This window comes from Bradyrhizobium sp. MOS001 (genome assembly GCF_004634465.1).
GTDB lineage: Bacteria > Pseudomonadota > Alphaproteobacteria > Rhizobiales > Xanthobacteraceae > Bradyrhizobium > Bradyrhizobium barranii.
Genome location: NZ_SPVJ01000049.1, coordinates 39,793 through 55,968, shown reverse-complemented (window position 1 = coordinate 55,968; position 16,176 = coordinate 39,793). Strand labels below are relative to the sequence as shown.

The following is a 16,176-nucleotide window of genomic DNA, read 5'->3' as shown; positions in this document are numbered from 1 at the left end:
ACAGGCCGGCAAACCAGCCAAACTCGCCCTCATTGCCGTCGCCAGGAAGCTGCTGACGGTCCTCAACGCCATGATGCGCGACAGGAAGCCCTACCTGAAGGCCAAGCCGACATAACAGTTGCCGGATCTGCGCCGCACCGCTACGCGCTGCGTCGCGTCCGGGACTCGAGAGAGGCGGGCGCGGCTCCTGCGCACTCCGTCATTGCGAGCGCAGCGAAGCAATCCAGAATCTTTCCGCGGCGGCAGTCTGGATTGCTTCGCTGCGCTCGCAATGACGAGGATGAAGCAGCTGTGCGCCATAACTTCACTCTCACGCGCACGCATCGCATTTTAGGCAACCGTCATAGTCTCTAACGCGCACTAACCAACACCTGACTTAAAACTGTCATAATCGCCGAATGGAACCCGCGGCTGCGTCCTTTTTACACGGCATTAAGCGCGGCTGCATTGGATGCCCTGGGAAAGTGCGTTGGGGACTGCAATGACTGCCGCGAAGAAGATGCCGGGAAAACCGGCCGCCGAAATGTTTGACGACATCCCGGTGCTTCAACGCAAATGGCGTGCCGCGTTGAAGCCGGGCGAGCGGCTGCCGCGCTATGAGGACGTGATGCTTGGGAGCCTCGGACGGCTCGCCGACCACATCGCGCTGCTGAAGAACGATGGCGCGCTCGAATTGTCGCGCAGCGGGCGTTACGTGCAGAAATGGCTCGGCGAGGAGCGCTGGGATATCCCGGTCGCGGAGCTCTCTCCTGATTGCGCCACGGCGCTGTCGGAAGCTGTGGCGAGCGCGCTCGAGAACGGACGTCCGCACCAGGCCAGCGCGCATTGCGTGCGCGACGGCATGGTCCGGACCTACGATGTGCTGGCGCTGCCGACCGCCTCGCGCTGGGGCGCCACACTGGTCGGCGCCTACATCAACGAGCGCGGCGCGCAATACAATCTCTTGGACGCGATCTTCTCGTCGACCGATGACGCCGTGGTTTCGCTGGCGACGCTACGCGATGCCGCCGGCAAGCCGTTCGATCTCCAGATCGTGCACCACAACAAGAGCGCCGGAGCGCTGCTGAAAGCCGCGAGCGCGGGCCTGTTGTGGCGGCGGATCGGCGAGGGGAATACGCTATTGGCCTCGCCCGAAATCATGGACTTCCTGCTCAAGGTCGTCTCCGGCGGCCGCGGCGAGCAGCTCGAGATCGAGGACGACGGACGTTACCTTCGGCTCAGTGCCACCGCCTTCGCCGATCTGGTCTCGTTGACGATCTCCGACGTCACCGCGTTGAAGCGGCGCGACGCCTCGTTTCGTCTGCTGTTCGACAACAACCCGATGCCGATGTGGGTGTTCGAGGCACAGACCAAGGAATTCCTCAGCGTCAACGATGCCGCGGTCCAGCACTACGGCTACAGCCGCGCCACCTTCCTGCGGATGAAGCTGCACGAGATCTGGCCCGAGGACGAGTGGGACAGCCACGCCGAGGCGCTCGAACGCATCGGCGACACCTATCATTCCTCGCGCAACTGGCGCCATTTGTGTGCCGATGGCAGCGAGATCGAGGTGCTCACTTTCGGCCGCCGCGTCGCCTTCGACGATCGCGACGGCTATCTGGTCGCGGTGGTCGACATCACGGAGCGGCGCAAGGCCGAGGCGCGGATCGCCCACATGGCGCACCATGACGGGCTCACCGATCTGCCGAACCGCGAACATTTCCAGCAGTGCTTGAAGCAGGCGCTCGACCAGGCCGGCGGAAAACGGGTCGGCGTGCTCTATATCGATCTCGACCTGTTCAAGAACATCAATGATTCCTTCGGGCATCCGGTGGGGGATCGCCTGCTGAAGCAAGTTGCCGAACGCCTCACCACCGCGGTCCGCGGCGGCAATCTCGCGGCCCGGCTTGGCGGCGACGAGTTCGCCGTGATCCTGGCAGCCGACGTCTCGCCCAACGAAGCCAGCGCCTGCGCGACCTTGCTGATCGACATGCTGAAGGCGCCCTACGACCTCGACGGCCAGGAGATGGTGATCGGCGCCAGCATCGGCATCGCGCTGTCGCCCGGCGACGGCACGACGTCGGAGGAGCTGATGCGCAACGCCGACATGGCGCTGTACCGGGCGAAGTCCGATGGCGGCGGCGTGCACCATTTCTTCGAGCGCGAGATGGACCTCCAGGCGCAGAAGCGCCGCGACATGGAGCTCGATCTGCGCCGCGCCTTCGCCAATGGCGAGTTCGAGCTGCATTACCAGCCGCTGGTGTCGATCGCGTCCGACCGCATCTCCGGCTTCGAATCGCTGTTGCGCTGGCGTCATCCCGACAAGGGCATGATCTCGCCGGCGGAATTCATTCCGGTCGCCGAGGACATCGGCCTCATCACCCAGCTCGGCGAGTGGGTGCTGCGCGAGGCCTGCGCGGAGGCGGTGAAATGGCCTGTCGACGTCAAGGTCGCGGTCAATCTGTCGCCGGCGCAATTCCGCAGCCGCAACCTGGTCCAAGTCGTGATTTCCGCGCTTGCGCAGTCCGGCCTGTCGCCGAAGCGGCTCGAGCTCGAGATCACCGAGTCGATCTTCCTGGCGGAGACCGATGCCAATCTTGCGATTCTGCATCAATTGCGGGAGCTCGGCGTCAGCATCTCCATGGATGATTTCGGCACCGGCTATTCCAGCCTCAGCTATCTCCGTAGCTTCCCGTTCGACAAGATCAAGATCGACCGTTCGTTTGTGAAGGATCTGGCGCAGCGGCCCGATTGCGTCGCGATCGTGCGCGCGATCTCCGGCCTCGGCCGCAGCCTCAACATCACCACGACGGCTGAAGGCGTCGAGACCGAGGATCAGCTCGACTGGCTGCGCGCCGAAGGCTGCAACGAGGTGCAGGGGTTTCTGTTCAGCGCGGCGCGGCCCGCCGCCGAGATCGCAAAGCTGCTCGCCGATTTCGGCCAGCGCGCCTCACGGGCGGCGTAGCCCTTCGGGATAGCAGCCGTAGACCAGTTCCTTGAAGGCGGGCGTGATGCGACTGCGCTCGTTCTGGGTCTGCTGCATCAAGAGGTAGACCATGTCGAGCTTGGGATCGACGCCGAAATAGGTGCCGCTGCCTGAGTCCCATTTCAATTCGCCGATCGATCCGGCCGGCGGCGGCTTCGCATTGCCGGGATCGGTGCGCACACCGATGCCGTAGCCATAGCCAAAGCCGTCGCCCGGGAAATAGAAATAGTCGCGTCCCACGCCGGAGCCGGGCCCGACGTGATCGGTCGTCATGGCCTTGAACACGGCGGGGCTGAGGTAACGCTTGCCCTCGAACTCGCCGCCATTGAGCAGCATCTGCGAGAAGCGCTGATAGTCGGTGATGGTCGAGAGCAGCCCGCCGCCGCCGGATTCCCATTCGGGATGGTCGAGGCGGTCGCGCTCGCCGGCGAGCAGGACCGGGTCGCTCGGCAGCGGCCGCGCCATCCGGGCGCGCTCGTCCGGCGTTTTCAGCACGAATTTGGTGCTGTTCATTCCGAGCGGATCGAGAATGCGCTGCTTGAGGAATTCATACAGCGTCTGGCCCGAGATGATCTCGATGACGGCGCCGAGCACGTCGGTGGAATGGCCGTAGCGCCACAGCGTTCCGGGCTGGCGCGTGAGCGGCAGCTTGGCGATGCGGTCGGCGAATTGCCTGTTGTTGAAGGGCCCCTCGAAAATATTTGCGGCCTGGTAAACCTGCATCACCCATGGAGCGCCGATATAGTCGTAGCTGATGCCCGAGGTCTGCCGCAGCAGATCCTCGATGTTGACAGGGCGGATCGGCGGCTCGAGTTCGACCTTCGAGGTGCCCTCCGGCTCCAGGCCCACCTTGGTGTCGGCGAAGAGCGGGACGTATTTCGACAGGGGGGCGGTGAGCGCGAGCTTGCCCTCGTCGATCAGCATCATCGCGCCGAGACACGTGATCGGCTTGGTCATCGAGTGGATGGCGAAGATCGTGTCCGGCGTCATCGCAAGGCCGGTCCTGGTGTCGCGCACGCCGAAGTTCTTCAGATACACCGGCTTGCCGTGCTGCTGCACCAGGACCACCGCACCCGGCAGGCGGCCAAGCGTCACCTCGTTGTCAAAATAGGCGGTGATGCGGTCGAGCCCGTCAGCCGACGGAGTAGGGATGTTGGTGGCGGCGCTGCCTCGCGCCATGGAGCCGGCCAGCAGCGCGGCTCCGACCAGAAATTCACGACGCTTCATCCGGGCTTCCTCCCTCGCCGGGATCAAAGCCGCAAGACGTTGGAGGCGTCAACAAGACATCGATTAAAAACGCGTCACGATTTCCGAAAGGAACGGCCGCGGACGGTCTTCGCTGGGCTTGGTCGGCGTGCCGATATGGACGAGGCCGGCGAGCTTTTCGTCCGGCTTGAGGCCGAGGCCGTCCAGCACGTCGCGATCGAAGGCGAACCAGCCGGTCAGCCAGCAGGCGCCGTAGCCGAGCGCGGTCGCGGCCGTGACAATGTTCATGACGCTGGCGCCGGCCGACAATTCCTGCTCGAACGCCGGCACCTTTGGATGCGGCTTGGTGAAGCTGACGATACCGATCACCAGCGGCGCGTCGGTGAGGCGTTTGCGCTCGGTCTCGATGTTCGCCGCCGGTGCGTCCGGATTCTTGCGGGCAAAGACCGTCGCGATGACCTCGCCGGCCCGCTCGCGGGCGTCACCCTCGAAAATGATGAAGCGCCAGGGCGCGAGCTTGCCGTGGTCGGGCACGCGCGCACCGATGGTGAGGATGGTTTCGAGCTCGGCGGGGGAGGGGCCGGGCCCGGTCATCTCGCGCGGCTTGACCGAGCGGCGGGTCTTCAGGAGTTCGATGGCGTCGGGCACTGCGATGTCCTCTTCGGCTGGTCGTCGGGCGTGCCATGCCGAGATAAGCATGCACGCCCGCAACCGAAAGCGAGTTTAGATCGATTTCAGGGATCAGGCCGCGTCGCGCGCCCGCCGGACGTCCGGTGGGGTGGCCTCGTCGACGAGGGCGGCGAGCGCCTCCACCGTCGTCATCACCTTCTGGCCGTCGCTGCCGAGCCGGCGGACGGAGACCGACTGCGTCTCGGCCTCCTTCTTCCCGCACACGAGCAGCGCCGGAATCTTGGCCAGCGAGTGCTCGCGGACCTTGTAGTTGATCTTCTCGTTGCGCAGGTCGATCTCGGCCCGAAGCCCCGCGCGCCGGACCTGTTCCAGCACCTGCTTGGCATACTCGTCGGCCTCCGAGGTGATGGTGGTGACCACCACCTGCACCGGAGACAGCCAGAGCGGGAAATTGCCGGCATAGTGCTCGATCAGGATGCCGATGAAGCGCTCCATCGAGCCGCAGATCGCGCGGTGCACCATCACCGGCGCCTTCTTGCCGCTGTCATGGTCGATGTAGAACGCACCGAACCGCTCCGGCAGGTTGAAGTCGACCTGCGTGGTGCCGCACTGCCAGTCGCGGCCGATGGCGTCGCGCAGCACATATTCGAACTTCGGCCCGTAGAAGGCGCCTTCGCCCGGATTGATCTCGGTCTTGATGTGATTGTTCTGCGACTGGATCTCGCGCAGCACCGTCGCCATCACGCGCTCGGCGTGATCCCACATCGCATCGGTGCCGACGCGCTTCTCGGGCCGGGTCGAGAGCTTCACCGTGAGATCTCCGGTGAAGCCGAAATCGGCATAGGTCGACAGGATCAGGTCGTTGATCTTCAGGCACTCGTCGGCGAGCTGGTCTTCCATGCAGAAGACGTGCGCGTCGTCCTGGGTGAAGCCGCGCACGCGCATCAGGCCGTGCATGGCGCCGGACGGCTCATAGCGATGCACCACGCCGAACTCGGCGAGACGGAGCGGCAGGTCGCGATAGCTCTTCAGGCCGTGCTTGAAGATCTGCACGTGGCCGGGGCAGTTCATCGGCTTCAGCGCAAACCAGCGCTTGTCTTCGGCCTCGTCGCCGGCCGACTGCGCTGCGAACATGTTCTCGCGATACCAGCCCCAATGGCCCGAGGTCTCCCACAAGGACTTGTCGAGGATCTGCGGCGCATTGACCTCGCTGTAGTCGCCGGCGAGGCGCCGGCGCATATAGGCGATCAGCTGCTGGAAGATGGTCCAGCCCTTGGCGTGCCAGAACACGACGCCCGGACCTTCTTCCTGGAAGTGGAAGAGGTCGAGCTCGCGCCCGAGCTTGCGATGGTCGCGCTTTTCGGCTTCCTCGATCTGCTTCAGATAAGCGTCGAGGTCCTCCTGCTTCGCGAACGCCGTGCCGTAGATGCGCGTCAGCATCGGGTTGTTGCTGTCGCCGCGCCAATAGGCGCCGGCCACCTTCATCAGCTTGAAGGCGTTGCCGACCTTGCCGGTCGAGGTCATGTGCGGGCCGCGGCAGAGATCGAACCAGTCGCCCTGGTAGTAGATCTTGATCGGCTCGTTGCCGGGAATGGCGTCGACCAGCTCGACCTTGAATGCCTCGCCCTTGTCGCGGAACACCTGCTTGGTCTTCTCGCGATCCCAGACTTCCTTGGTGAAGGGTTTGTCGCGCGCGATGATCTCGCGCATCTTCTTCTCGATCGCGGCAAAGTCTTCCGGCGTGAACGGCTCGTTGCGGAAGAAGTCGTAGTAGAAGCCGTTTTCGATCACGGGACCGATGGTGACTTGCGTGCCGGGCCACAGCGTCTGCACGGCTTCGGCGAGCACGTGCGCGCAGTCGTGGCGGATCAGCTCGAGCGCGCGCGGATCGTCGCGGTTGATCAGCTCGATCTTGGCATCGGCTTCGATGGGATCGTCGAGGTCGGCGACCTCGCCGTCGAGCGCCATCGCGACCGTGCGCTTGGCCAGCGACGGCGAAATGCCCTTGGCGATCTCGAGGCCGGTGATGCTTTTGGCGTATTCGCGCCGGGCGCCGTCGGGGAAGGTGAGGGTGATCTTTTCGGGCGGGGTCACGGGTCTCAGATTGCTGAGGCTGTATTGAAAGCCGGATTCGGATTTGGGCTGGTCGGTCATGCTTTTCTCCTGAGGCTCACTCCTGCGAACGAGCGCAGGTAAGCGGGAACGAGCGATATATCAGGCGATTCGGCCTGTGCAATCCGGCATTTCCAAGAAAGTGGCGCGCAAAAGCCGGGGCCGTGAACCAACTATTTCGTGCGATACCCTTTCAATGGCCGCAGGCCCGCTGTACATGCATTTGCATGGAAAATTCGCCTGCCGCTGCCCGTTTCACGCCAACCGCCCTGATGCTCGGCAATCTCGTCACCGGTTGCTCGGTGCTGGCGCCGGCGGGCATGCTGCCGGAATTGTCGACCGGGCTCGGTATCACCATCCATGCCGCGGGGCTCCTGATCACCTTCGGCGCGATTACGCTGTGCATCGGCTCGCCGCTGACGGCGTGGCTGACCAGCCGCATCGAGCGGCGGACGCTGCTTGCGACCACGCTTGCGGTGCTCGCCCTTGGCAATCTCGCCTCGGCATTTGCCCCTGACTACACAAGTCTCCTCATCATTCGCCTGCTGATGCTGGCGGTCGGCGCGCTCTACACGCCGCAGGCTGCGGGCACGGCGGCGCTGATCGTGCCGGTGAAGCGGCGGGGCAGCACCATCGCCTACATCTTTCTCGGCTGGTCGTTAGCTGCGGCCGTCGGTCTCCCGCTGATTACTTTCATCGCCAGCCGCTACGGCTGGCGCGCGGCCTATGGCGGGATCGGCGCGCTCGGCTGCATCAGCTTCCTGTTGTTGCTGTTGCGCCTGCCGGTGGGCCTGAAGGGCGCGCCGGTGGACTTGAAGACGTGGAGCGCGGTCGGCCGCAGCAGGACGATCCTGCTACTGCTTGCGATCACGATGCTGCAAATGTCCGGGCAGTTCGTGGTGTTCACCTTCATGGGTCCGCTGCTCAAGAAGCTGACCGAGGCGAGCCCGGATGCAATCGGCATGGTGTTCGGCATCTACGGAGTTTGCGGCTTCCTCGGCGTCGTCATCGCGACCCGCATCGTTGACACCTGGGGACCCTACCGAACCTCGTTGCTGTTCACCTGCCTGCTGCTTGCAGGCATCACCGGCTGGGCGCTCGGCGCGGGGAGCCTGGTGTTGATGGCGCTCGCGGTCGCGATCTGGGGCCTCGGCTTTGCCTCGACCAATTCGATGCAGCAGGTGCGGCTGGTCGCGGCTGCGCCGCCGCTCGCATCGGCGACCGTCGCGCTCAACACCTCCGTGCTCTATATCGGCCAGGCCGTCGGCTCCGCCATCGGCGGGCTGCTGTTCGCGCGCGAACTGCTGCATCCGCTTGGCTTCGTCGCGGTCGGCTTCGTCGTCCTGGCGCTGATCCTCGTGGTCCTGACCCGGCCCCGGCCGGCTGCTGCCACCACGGCCTGAAGGGTGCGTTTTCCTATGCGCAAGGTGCTTGGCAAACCACGCGCGGGAGCGCTAGAAGGCGAGGCATGGGGACCAAAGAGAGTTGACTGACATGAGGATGATTCTGGCGGTTGCCGCGGTGCTCTATTCAGCCTCCGCGTTTGCACAAACCGACAAGCCACCCATGGTGGGGGACAAGCCGCTGGTGCAGGTCACGCCCAAGGGGACCAAAGAGGCCGCGGCCAAGCCGGCCGCGGCGCCGAAGGGCAAACCGCAGTCGATCGCGGCACGGCTCCAGGCCTGCCTCGACCTCGATGACGGCACCAAGGACCGCCTCAACTGCTACGACGCCGTGATCGCGCCGCAGCCGAAGCCGAAACCGGCGAAGGCCAAGGGTTACGCCGATTGCCGCTTCTTCAACGAAGAGGACGAGCGGCTGGCCTGCTTCAACGGCTTCGCCGAGAGCATTCCGAAGCTGCCCAAGACCTGAACATCAAGACCTGACCATCAATACCTGAAGATCAAGAGCCGAGGTCTGGAAGCCGGACGGCTAGTCGCTGATCCGGCTGAGCACGGCCCTGAAGGCAACGCCCGGCACCTGCAGCGCGGTGCCTTCGATTTCCGCCGTGTCGCCGTCCTCACGGCCGGCCAGCGTCAGCGTGATCCTGTCGTGCCCGAACAGCGGCTTGAAGGACGGATCGTCGTTGTAGCGCTGGGTCGAAATCTTGACCTTGATGCTGTCGCCTTCCCCGACGTAGGTCCCGATGAAAGCGAAGGCGGAATTGCCGCCGCGCATCTTGCCATCCGTCACATAGACGACGCCGCAGCCGGTTCCATGAACCGTGTGGAAGTCGACCTTATACAGTCCCTGACGCACCGTCTGTCCCCGCAGAATTCAAGCTAAAACTTGGCCGGCAAATTATGATCGTGGCCAGCGGAAGCAATCCGGTGGCTCCCGGGGATGTCGGCCATCAACATCACATTTTGATCAAAGCCTGCGGCAATTGCGGACAGCGCGGCCAAATGCCGGCGCGCGCAATACAGGCTAGCGGCTCGATGCGGCTGGATTGGTGGACGCAACGCGCGTCAGCGCCAACGACGGCGTCGCCGACATCTTCACCAGCACGTCCTTGAGCGGGTCCCGGGTCCAGGCGCGCGTCACATAATCACGATGCGTGATGCCGTCGCCGGTTTCGACGAACACCACGCTACCGGGACGGAGTGGCCCGTCCATGTCCTCGGAGACGCTGATGCCCTTTTGCCGCAACATGCTCATCAGTTCGCGGTCGCGCCGCGCGGTGTAGCGGGTGTAGGAGCTGACGAAGAAGCCGGAGCGGTGGCTCTCGATCCAGGAGGCGAACTTGTCCATTTCGCCGTAGACGGCATCGAGCAGGACGACGCCGCGGACGCGGTCGCTGATGCCGCCGACCTCGAGGCTCCAGGCCGTCGGCAGGAAGCCGCCGCTGTAGCCGACGATCACGATCGGCATGTTGGCGAAGGCGCGGGCGTTGTTGGGATCGCCGGTGAGCCGGGCCAGATGGGCCGCCGACTCTTCCATGAAGCGCTTGAGGCCGCCCGCCTGCCAGAACTTGCCGGCGCTGGAATCGGCGGCATCGACCGCCATCTGCGGCGCCAGCAGGATGGCGTTGGCGCCGGAATCGGTGACCTGCTGCGGTACGAGTTGGCGGTCGCGCACGTCGCGCTCCAGCGTTGCGCCGTTGCCGTGGAAGAACACCACGATCACGCCGGGCTTGCGCACGTCGAAATGCTCGGGCACGTGCATCAGCACGCGGCTGTCGCTGTAGGTCTCGTCCTGCCAGTAGACACGCCCGGAATAGCTGCGGTGGCCGCGGCGATCGCCCTTGGAGATGTTGAGGAACGGCGCGTCGGAGGCGGGGTTGTTGCCGAAATAGGGGAAGGCCGACGATTTCATGCTGACGAGCGTTGTCAGGTCTTCACGTGCCGGACGCTGGTAGGGGATTTGCGGTGCGAGTGAGGCGACCTTGTACGGCGCCTGCTCCGGCTGAGGCTGCTGCTGGACGGCGCGTTTGGGCGAGAAGTCCGACATCTGCCGTTGCAGAAGACTCTCGCTCGCCGACGGGAAGCGCTCCTTGAATTGCGGGGCGGGGAAGCGATCCTCGAACGTGTCGCTGCTTGCGACCTGAGGATTGGTCTTCGCGACGATTTGGACGTTGGCCTGCGAGTTCGCCGCGAGCGCCGCCGGGTTGGGGGCCCTGCCGCATTGAACCAGCGTGAGCGACAGCGGCACCAAGGCTGAGACCAGCGCGATCCGGCGCGCACCACTGCGCGCGCCGGACAGCGTCCGATCAGCACGAATGTCAGCTCTCAATTTCGGAGCGGCCCCGACCATCCACCCATGACCCCAAGTCATGTCCACAAGCCCAGCGGCAATATTCAAGCTAATTGAGCCGACTGGCGTTTAGGCGACGTTAAGTGTCCGGAGAAACTTCCCCAAATCCGGAATGCTCAAGGGGACCATGCAATCGTGTCCTGATTGTGGGGTGCGAAACGGGATTCTCCGGCGTTGGCGGGGCTTTATTGCCCAGGATCGCGTACAAAAGGTGCCGTGATACCGATTCCACGCGCCACATTTAACCCTTGTTAACCCTGCTTGAATTGACTGGACCGGACTGCACGATGCTCCCAACGACACGTGACGCCTGAGGTTGAGGACCCTGATGAGGGCATCAGATGTGGGACCCGCACCTTGGACCGGCCGGCTGACGGGCGGGCCGGGGGTCTCCGTTCTGGTCGCAACCGCCATCGTCGTTGCCGACATGATCGGGGTCGGCGTCTTCACCAGCCTCGGCTTCCAGGTCAAGGACATCCCGTCCGGCTTCTCGATCCTGTTGCTTTGGACCGTCGGCGGCATCGTCGCGCTGTGCGGGGTGTTCTCCTACAGCGAGCTCGGCGCCATGTTTCCGCGCTCGAGCGGCGAGTACAATTTCCTCAGCCGCGCCTATCATCCCGCCTTCGGCTTTCTCGCCGGCTGGGTCTCGGCGACAGTTGGCTTCGCAGCGCCTGTCGCGCTTGCGGCGATGGCGTTCGGCGAATACGCGAAATCGGTCGTTCCCGATCTGCCGCCGATCCCGCTCGCCATCGGCGTGGTGTGGCTGGTCTCGATCGTGCAATTGACCGGCGTCAGGCACTCATCGACCTTCCAGCTGATCTCGACCATCCTCAAGGTCGTGCTGATCGTCGCCTTCCTGCTCGCCGGCTTCGTCATCGGCACGCCGCAGCCGATTGTCTTCACGCCACAGCCGGGTGATCTCGCGCATATCGTCAGCGCGCCCTTCGCGATCGGCCTCGTCTTCGTGATGTACTCGTTCTCGGGCTGGAATGCCGCGACCTACATCATCGGCGAGATGAACATGCCGCAACGCGATCTGCCGCGCGCGCTGCTCGCGGGCACGCTGATCGTGCTCGTCCTGTACGTCGCGCTGAATGCGGTGTTTCTCTACTCGACGCCGGTCAGTGCGCTGGCCGGCCAGCTCGACGTTGCCAGCGTCGCGGGCAGCGCGATCTTCGGCAGCCTCGGCGGCCGGATCGTCGGTGCGATGATCTGCGTCGGCCTGATCTCCTCGATCAGCGCGATGATGTGGATCGGCCCGCGCGTGATGATGACGATGGGCGAGGACATTCCGGCCCTGCGCGTGTTCTCGAAGCGATCGGTGAGCGGCGCGCCGGCCTATGCCATCCTGTTTCAGCTTGCCGTCGCCAATCTGCTGTTGTTCACGCGCAGCTTCGAGGCGGTGCTCGACTTCATCCAGTTCGCGCTGTTGTTCTGTTCGTTCTTCACGGTCGCCGGCGTCGTCAAGCTGCGCATCACCGATCCCGACCTGCCGCGGCCCTATCGCGCCTGGGGATACCCGTTCACGCCGCTCGTTTTCCTGCTCGTGACCGCGTTCATGATGTACTACCTGTTGACCGAGCGGCCGGTGCAGTCGCTGGCGGGGATGCTGCTCATGCTCTCGGGTCTAGTGATCTATGCTGTTTTCCGCAGGCGGCCGGCCGCCGCTGGTACGTCATCACACCGCGAATAGACATGTTTCGACCCATGAGAATTGCGGCCGTCGCTCTTGCCCTGCTGGCCGCGGCCGTCTCGTCTGCACGTGCCGCCGACGTCACCTTCGATGATACCGCGCGCTTTCTCGCGGGCATGCAGCCTTCGCCGGACTCGCCGCTGGTGACGCTCACCAAAGACCCGGGCTGGCAGCGCCACGCAAAATTCTTCGACGGCGCCTTCGCCCAGCTCGAGCAGCGGCAGCTCTCGAAGATCCGCAATTGGGCCGACGTCAATCTGGCCGCGCCCCGGCCGACCATGTTCTATTTGTTCAGCGGCCCCGACTTCCTCTACGCCGATGCGTTCTACTCCAAGGCCAGCACCTACGTGCTCGGCGCGCTGGAGCCGGTCGGCGCGGTGCCTGACCTGACGCGGCTGCCGCGCGGCTCGGTCGGTGCCGCGCTCTACAATGTCGAGCGTTCGCTCGGCTCGATCCTGAGCTTCTCCTTCTTCATCACCAAGCACATGAAGGTCGACCTGCACGCCAACCAGGTCAACGGCACGTTGCCGATCCTCTATGTCTTCCTCGCGCGCTCCGGCAAGACCATCCGCAATGTCGAGATGATCGCGCTCGACGACAAGGGCGGGGTGCATACGGGAGGCGACAATCCGGGACGGAACGCGACGCGCGGTGTCCGCATCACCTTTGCCGGAAGCGACGGCGAGGCGCGCACGCTGTACTATTTCTCGACCGATCTCTCCAATGCCAGCGCGCGCAACACGGGATTTCTGAAATTCTGCGAGACGCTCGGGCCCGGCAATAGCCTGCTCAAGAGCGCGTCCTATCTCCTGCACAAGGGCGACTTCTCCGTCGCTCGCAACTGGCTGCTGGCCAACAGCGCGACCATCATCCAGGACGATTCCGGCATTCCGCTTGCGAACTACAATGCGCAACAGTGGCGGTTCTTCCCGTTCGGCCGCTATCTCGGACCGATCGACGAATTCCCCGGCCGCTACCAGGAGCGCTACGCTGAACTGTTCACGCGCGCCCAGCCGATCGATTTCGGCGTCGGCTATCGCTGGCGGACGCATGAATCGAACTTGCTGCTGTCGGTGAGGGTGCCGGGAAGCGAGACGGCGCCGGCTGCGGAGACCACCTCGTCCGCCGAGCCGTCGCCAAAGCCGCCGCGTCCGAAGCGGCTGCGTCCGCCCGAGTCGATCCCGCCACCGCCCGGGCGCTTTTTCTGGTTTCGTTAGGTTGCCTGTTGAGGCGGGTGTCACGCGCTCCGGGCGATGACAACCAGCCGTACGAACGCGAACGCCATCTGATGATATGTCGCCAAACCCGGTGTAGATCGGTTGGTGCTAGATCTCTAACGTCCAGCCTACCAGTGCACGCTCTGGCTCGGCACGATGAAGGCCGTGGTGCTCGGCGCCGTGGCAAGGCTCGTCGCCAGATACCAGCCGGAGCCGAGCACGAGCGTCAGCAGCGCAATGATGGCAATCATGTCGAGGGTTCTTGGGTCGTGATGCCTTCTGGAACCAGGATGTGGACCAAGCCTGAAGTGAAAATGTGGGCTGATTTTCCAGCGCATTCTTGTTTCCTCCCGTGGGAGCATCACAACAACGCGAGGGTGAAGTTCCGGTTCCATTCAAGGCAGCGATGCGCGAAGCGCCGCGGCGTTCGGGGTCCTATTCAGGATGCGTTGACGCCGCGCCACCTGCCATAGCGCCAGGGCAGATACCAGCGCGCGCCTTGCGGTGCGCTGAGGGGCACGTTGTCGATTCCCGATGTGCCGAAAGGATTGCAGCGAAGCAATCGCGCGAGCGTCATCCAGCCGCCGGCCCACAGCCCGAACCGTTCGATCGCCTCGTCGCCATAGACCGAGCACGTCGGCAGGTGCCGGCAATTGTAGCCGACCAGCGGCGAGAGCGTGTGGCGGTAGAGCCAGATCAGTGCGCGGCCGAATCGGCGCGGGAGCCGGAGCGCGCCCTCGATGGGAGTGGAACAGTGCTCGCAGGTTGAATGCTTCATGAGCGCTGTGCTGCGATCGTGAGCGAGGTATTGCGCGGTTCCGGCGCAGGGAACCGCAAGTTGTTGTTTCTGCGCCATATTTCCCGTGCTTTTTGGGAGCAGTGCAGCAAGTACCTGTGGACGATCTGTATTCCCCCGGATACCATTTTTATGACGACCGTGTGTAGAAACATACGCCCGTATGATGGACTCAGAGGGCGCTACCGAGGACTGTTGGGGAACCTTTGGGGCTTGGGGAAGGAACCAGATTGAGACTTCTGAACTCCCTCGACCGTCGCGGCTGGTTGTTGCTTGGGGCAGCCGCGCTTGGCGCCGCGCTCTTCGGAGCTGTCGCCACGACCGGCACAACGGCTCATGCCGGTGCCGCCCTCGAAGAGCGCAAGCTGCCGATGAAGTTCAACTGGGTCGCCTGCGACCCGAACTGCCGCGGCTGGGTCAGCGCGGTCGGCATCATCACCGCCGATACGCCGAGGGATTTCGAGGAGTTTTCGCGCGGACGCCAGCTTGGCGGCACGACCGTGGTGCTCGACTCCAGCGGCGGTTCCGTCAACGACGCGATCACGCTCGGCCGGCGCTTCCGCAATCTCGGACTTTCGACCACCGTCGGCATCAGCGTTCAGAATCGCAGCGGGCAGTCGGCCCGTCCGGCGGTTGCGCCCGAAGCCTATTGCGAATCCATGTGCGTGTTCCTGCTGCTGGCCGGCAAGAAGCGCTACGTGCCGGAAGCCGCTCATGTCCGGGTCCACCAGATCTGGATGGGCGATCGTGCCGACGATGCCAAGGCGGCGAGCTACAGCGCGCAGGACCTGATGATCGTGGAGCGCGACATCGGCCGGCTCGCCAAATACACGTTCGATATGGGCGGCGCCGGCGACCTGCTCTCGCTCGCGCTCAGCGTGCCGCCGTGGGAAGATCTGCACGAGCTGGATGCTGGCGAGCTGAAGCTCACCAATCTCGTGACCACCAATCTGGTGGCCGACGTGCTGCCGCATGTGGACGTCGCGGCGCCCGCGGTGGCGGAACTTGCGCCGAAGACGCAGGCGAGGTTCGGCGCGGAAGCGGAACCGCAGCCCGTCAAATCGACCAAGACGGCGGAAGCCTTGGTGCCGACCGGTGCAGCGCAAAGCGCAGGCTCGCAAAAGTAGGATTTCCCTGATCGTCATGCCGGCGCGCGCGCCGGAACGACCTCGACCAAATCAGCCCTGCGCCGCGGCCGGCTGCTTGGCTTTCGCCTCGATCTGGCCGATGGCATCGACCACGGCATCGAAGGTCAGGAGGGTCGAGGCGTGTCGCGCCTTGTAGTCGCGGACCGGCTCGAGGAACTTGATCTCTTCCCATTTGCCTTCAGGAGGCGCGCCGTTCTCCTTGAGCATCTTGCGAACGGTTTCGCGTAACTCGCGGAGTTCGCTCGCGGTCGAGCCGACGACGCGACTTGCCATGATGGATGAAGAGGCTTGTCCGAGGGCACAGGCCTTCACGTCATGGGCGAAGTCGGTGACCTTGTCGCCCTCCATCTTGAGGTCGATCTTCACGGTCGAGCCGCACAATTTGGAGTGGGCGGTGGCGGTGGCGTCGGGGTCCGGCAGCCGCCCGAGGCGTGGAATATTCCCGGCCAGTTCGATGATCCGCTTGTTATAGATGTCGTTCAGCATGTGATGGAGTCCAACACTTCCGCACCGGATCGGCCTTGGCGGGCGCCGCCCACCGTCCTATATAGGGGCGGAACTGGCGGAAAAACAGTCCAGCGGTGCGGCGGCAGCGGTCCAGATCTGCGCTGCCAGCGTGATGACCCAAAGGGCCTTTTTCGTCAAAACTGTTCTCT

General features: G+C 64.2%; 14 protein-coding genes and 1 pseudogene. 7 read left to right on the top strand and 8 right to left on the bottom strand.

The features are described from left to right. Positions 1-115, top strand: a pseudogene (locus CT676_RS36235) (IS110 family transposase); the annotation flags it as partial. 366 nt (positions 116-481) lie between these two features. After that, positions 482-2,944: an EAL domain-containing protein gene (locus CT676_RS36230; protein ID WP_135216527.1), complete on the top strand. Its 2,463-nt coding sequence runs from the start codon at positions 482-484 to the stop codon at positions 2,942-2,944. On the opposite strand, the gene CT676_RS36225 is transcribed toward CT676_RS36230, so the two are convergent. The 3 genes from CT676_RS36225 to thrS form a co-directional block, all read right to left on the bottom strand. Beyond that, positions 2,930-4,192, bottom strand: coding sequence for a serine hydrolase domain-containing protein (locus tag CT676_RS36225; RefSeq protein ID WP_135216526.1), 1,263 nt, complete (start codon positions 4,190-4,192; stop codon positions 2,930-2,932). The genes CT676_RS36230 and CT676_RS36225 overlap by 15 nt on opposite strands. Positions 4,193-4,255: 63 nt before the next feature. Then, positions 4,256-4,819 (bottom strand): nitroreductase, encoded by a 564-nt coding sequence (locus CT676_RS36220; RefSeq protein ID WP_028154760.1) that lies wholly within the window; start codon positions 4,817-4,819, stop codon positions 4,256-4,258. Between the two features lie 93 nt (positions 4,820-4,912). After that, positions 4,913-6,955, bottom strand: coding sequence for a threonine--tRNA ligase (gene thrS / locus CT676_RS36215; RefSeq protein WP_135216525.1), 2,043 nt, complete (start codon positions 6,953-6,955; stop codon positions 4,913-4,915). A gap of 185 nt (positions 6,956-7,140) precedes the next feature. On the opposite strand from thrS, the gene CT676_RS36210 reads away from it, so the two are divergent. Beyond that, entirely contained in the window at positions 7,141-8,316 is a 1,176-nt protein-coding gene (locus tag CT676_RS36210) for an MFS transporter (protein ID WP_135216524.1), read from the top strand. Between the two features lie 91 nt (positions 8,317-8,407). After that, positions 8,408-8,785: a hypothetical protein gene (locus CT676_RS36205; RefSeq protein WP_135216523.1), complete on the top strand. Its 378-nt coding sequence runs from the start codon at positions 8,408-8,410 to the stop codon at positions 8,783-8,785. A 60-nt stretch (positions 8,786-8,845) separates the two neighbouring features. On the opposite strand, the gene CT676_RS36200 is transcribed toward CT676_RS36205, so the two are convergent. Then, the gene (locus CT676_RS36200) at positions 8,846-9,172 is read right to left on the bottom strand and encodes a GrlR family regulatory protein (protein WP_135216522.1); all 327 of its coding nucleotides are present in this window, start codon (positions 9,170-9,172) and stop codon (positions 8,846-8,848) included. 168 nt (positions 9,173-9,340) lie between these two features. Next, positions 9,341-10,666: an alpha/beta hydrolase gene (locus CT676_RS36195; protein WP_071912671.1), complete on the bottom strand. Its 1,326-nt coding sequence runs from the start codon at positions 10,664-10,666 to the stop codon at positions 9,341-9,343. Positions 10,667-10,994: 328 nt separating this feature from the next. Between CT676_RS36195 and CT676_RS36190 the strand changes: the two genes are divergently transcribed. Together CT676_RS36190 and CT676_RS36185 are read left to right on the top strand one after the other, a co-directional pair. After that, positions 10,995-12,359, top strand: coding sequence for an APC family permease (locus tag CT676_RS36190; protein ID WP_135216521.1), 1,365 nt, complete (start codon positions 10,995-10,997; stop codon positions 12,357-12,359). A 2-nt stretch (positions 12,360-12,361) separates the two neighbouring features. Then, complete coding sequence (locus CT676_RS36185; RefSeq protein WP_135216520.1) at positions 12,362-13,576, top strand: hypothetical protein; 1,215 nt, start codon at positions 12,362-12,364, stop codon at positions 13,574-13,576. A gap of 128 nt (positions 13,577-13,704) precedes the next feature. Here the strand turns inward: CT676_RS36185 and CT676_RS46140 are convergent, their stop codons facing one another. Continuing rightward, positions 13,705-13,827, bottom strand: coding sequence for a hypothetical protein (locus tag CT676_RS46140; protein WP_275552136.1), 123 nt, complete (start codon positions 13,825-13,827; stop codon positions 13,705-13,707). Between the two features lie 188 nt (positions 13,828-14,015). Beyond that, positions 14,016-14,354, bottom strand: coding sequence for a membrane protein insertion efficiency factor YidD (gene yidD, locus CT676_RS36175; protein ID WP_063982515.1), 339 nt, complete (start codon positions 14,352-14,354; stop codon positions 14,016-14,018). A gap of 248 nt (positions 14,355-14,602) precedes the next feature. Between yidD and CT676_RS36170 the strand changes: the two genes are divergently transcribed. Then, entirely contained in the window at positions 14,603-15,499 is an 897-nt protein-coding gene (locus tag CT676_RS36170; RefSeq protein ID WP_167768283.1) for a hypothetical protein, read from the top strand. 51 nt (positions 15,500-15,550) lie between these two features. Here the strand turns inward: CT676_RS36170 and CT676_RS36165 are convergent, their stop codons facing one another. Next, the gene (locus tag CT676_RS36165; protein WP_014494348.1) at positions 15,551-16,006 is read right to left on the bottom strand and encodes an iron-sulfur cluster assembly scaffold protein; all 456 of its coding nucleotides are present in this window, start codon (positions 16,004-16,006) and stop codon (positions 15,551-15,553) included. Between the last annotated feature and the right edge of the window lie 170 nt (positions 16,007-16,176).

Bases quoted from the DNA above. Each gene is read 5' to 3' on its own strand.
- yidD (WP_063982515.1), bottom strand. From the start codon at position 14,354: ATGAAGCATTCAACCTGCGAGCACTGTTCCACTCCCATCGAGGGCGCG.
- CT676_RS36195 (WP_071912671.1), bottom strand. From the start codon at position 10,666: ATGGTCGGGGCCGCTCCGAAATTGAGAGCTGACATTCGTGCTGATCGG.
- thrS (WP_135216525.1), bottom strand. From the start codon at position 6,955: ATGACCGACCAGCCCAAATCCGAATCCGGCTTTCAATACAGCCTCAGC.
- CT676_RS36230 (WP_135216527.1), top strand. From the start codon at position 482: ATGACTGCCGCGAAGAAGATGCCGGGAAAACCGGCCGCCGAAATGTTT.
- CT676_RS36205 (WP_135216523.1), top strand. From the start codon at position 8,408: ATGAGGATGATTCTGGCGGTTGCCGCGGTGCTCTATTCAGCCTCCGCG.
- CT676_RS36185 (WP_135216520.1), top strand. From the start codon at position 12,362: ATGTTTCGACCCATGAGAATTGCGGCCGTCGCTCTTGCCCTGCTGGCC.
- CT676_RS36165 (WP_014494348.1), bottom strand. From the start codon at position 16,006: ATGCTGAACGACATCTATAACAAGCGGATCATCGAACTGGCCGGGAAT.
- CT676_RS36210 (WP_135216524.1), top strand. From the start codon at position 7,141: ATGGAAAATTCGCCTGCCGCTGCCCGTTTCACGCCAACCGCCCTGATG.
- CT676_RS46140 (WP_275552136.1), bottom strand. From the start codon at position 13,827: ATGATTGCCATCATTGCGCTGCTGACGCTCGTGCTCGGCTCCGGCTGG.
- CT676_RS36225 (WP_135216526.1), bottom strand. From the start codon at position 4,192: ATGAAGCGTCGTGAATTTCTGGTCGGAGCCGCGCTGCTGGCCGGCTCC.
- CT676_RS36190 (WP_135216521.1), top strand. From the start codon at position 10,995: ATGAGGGCATCAGATGTGGGACCCGCACCTTGGACCGGCCGGCTGACG.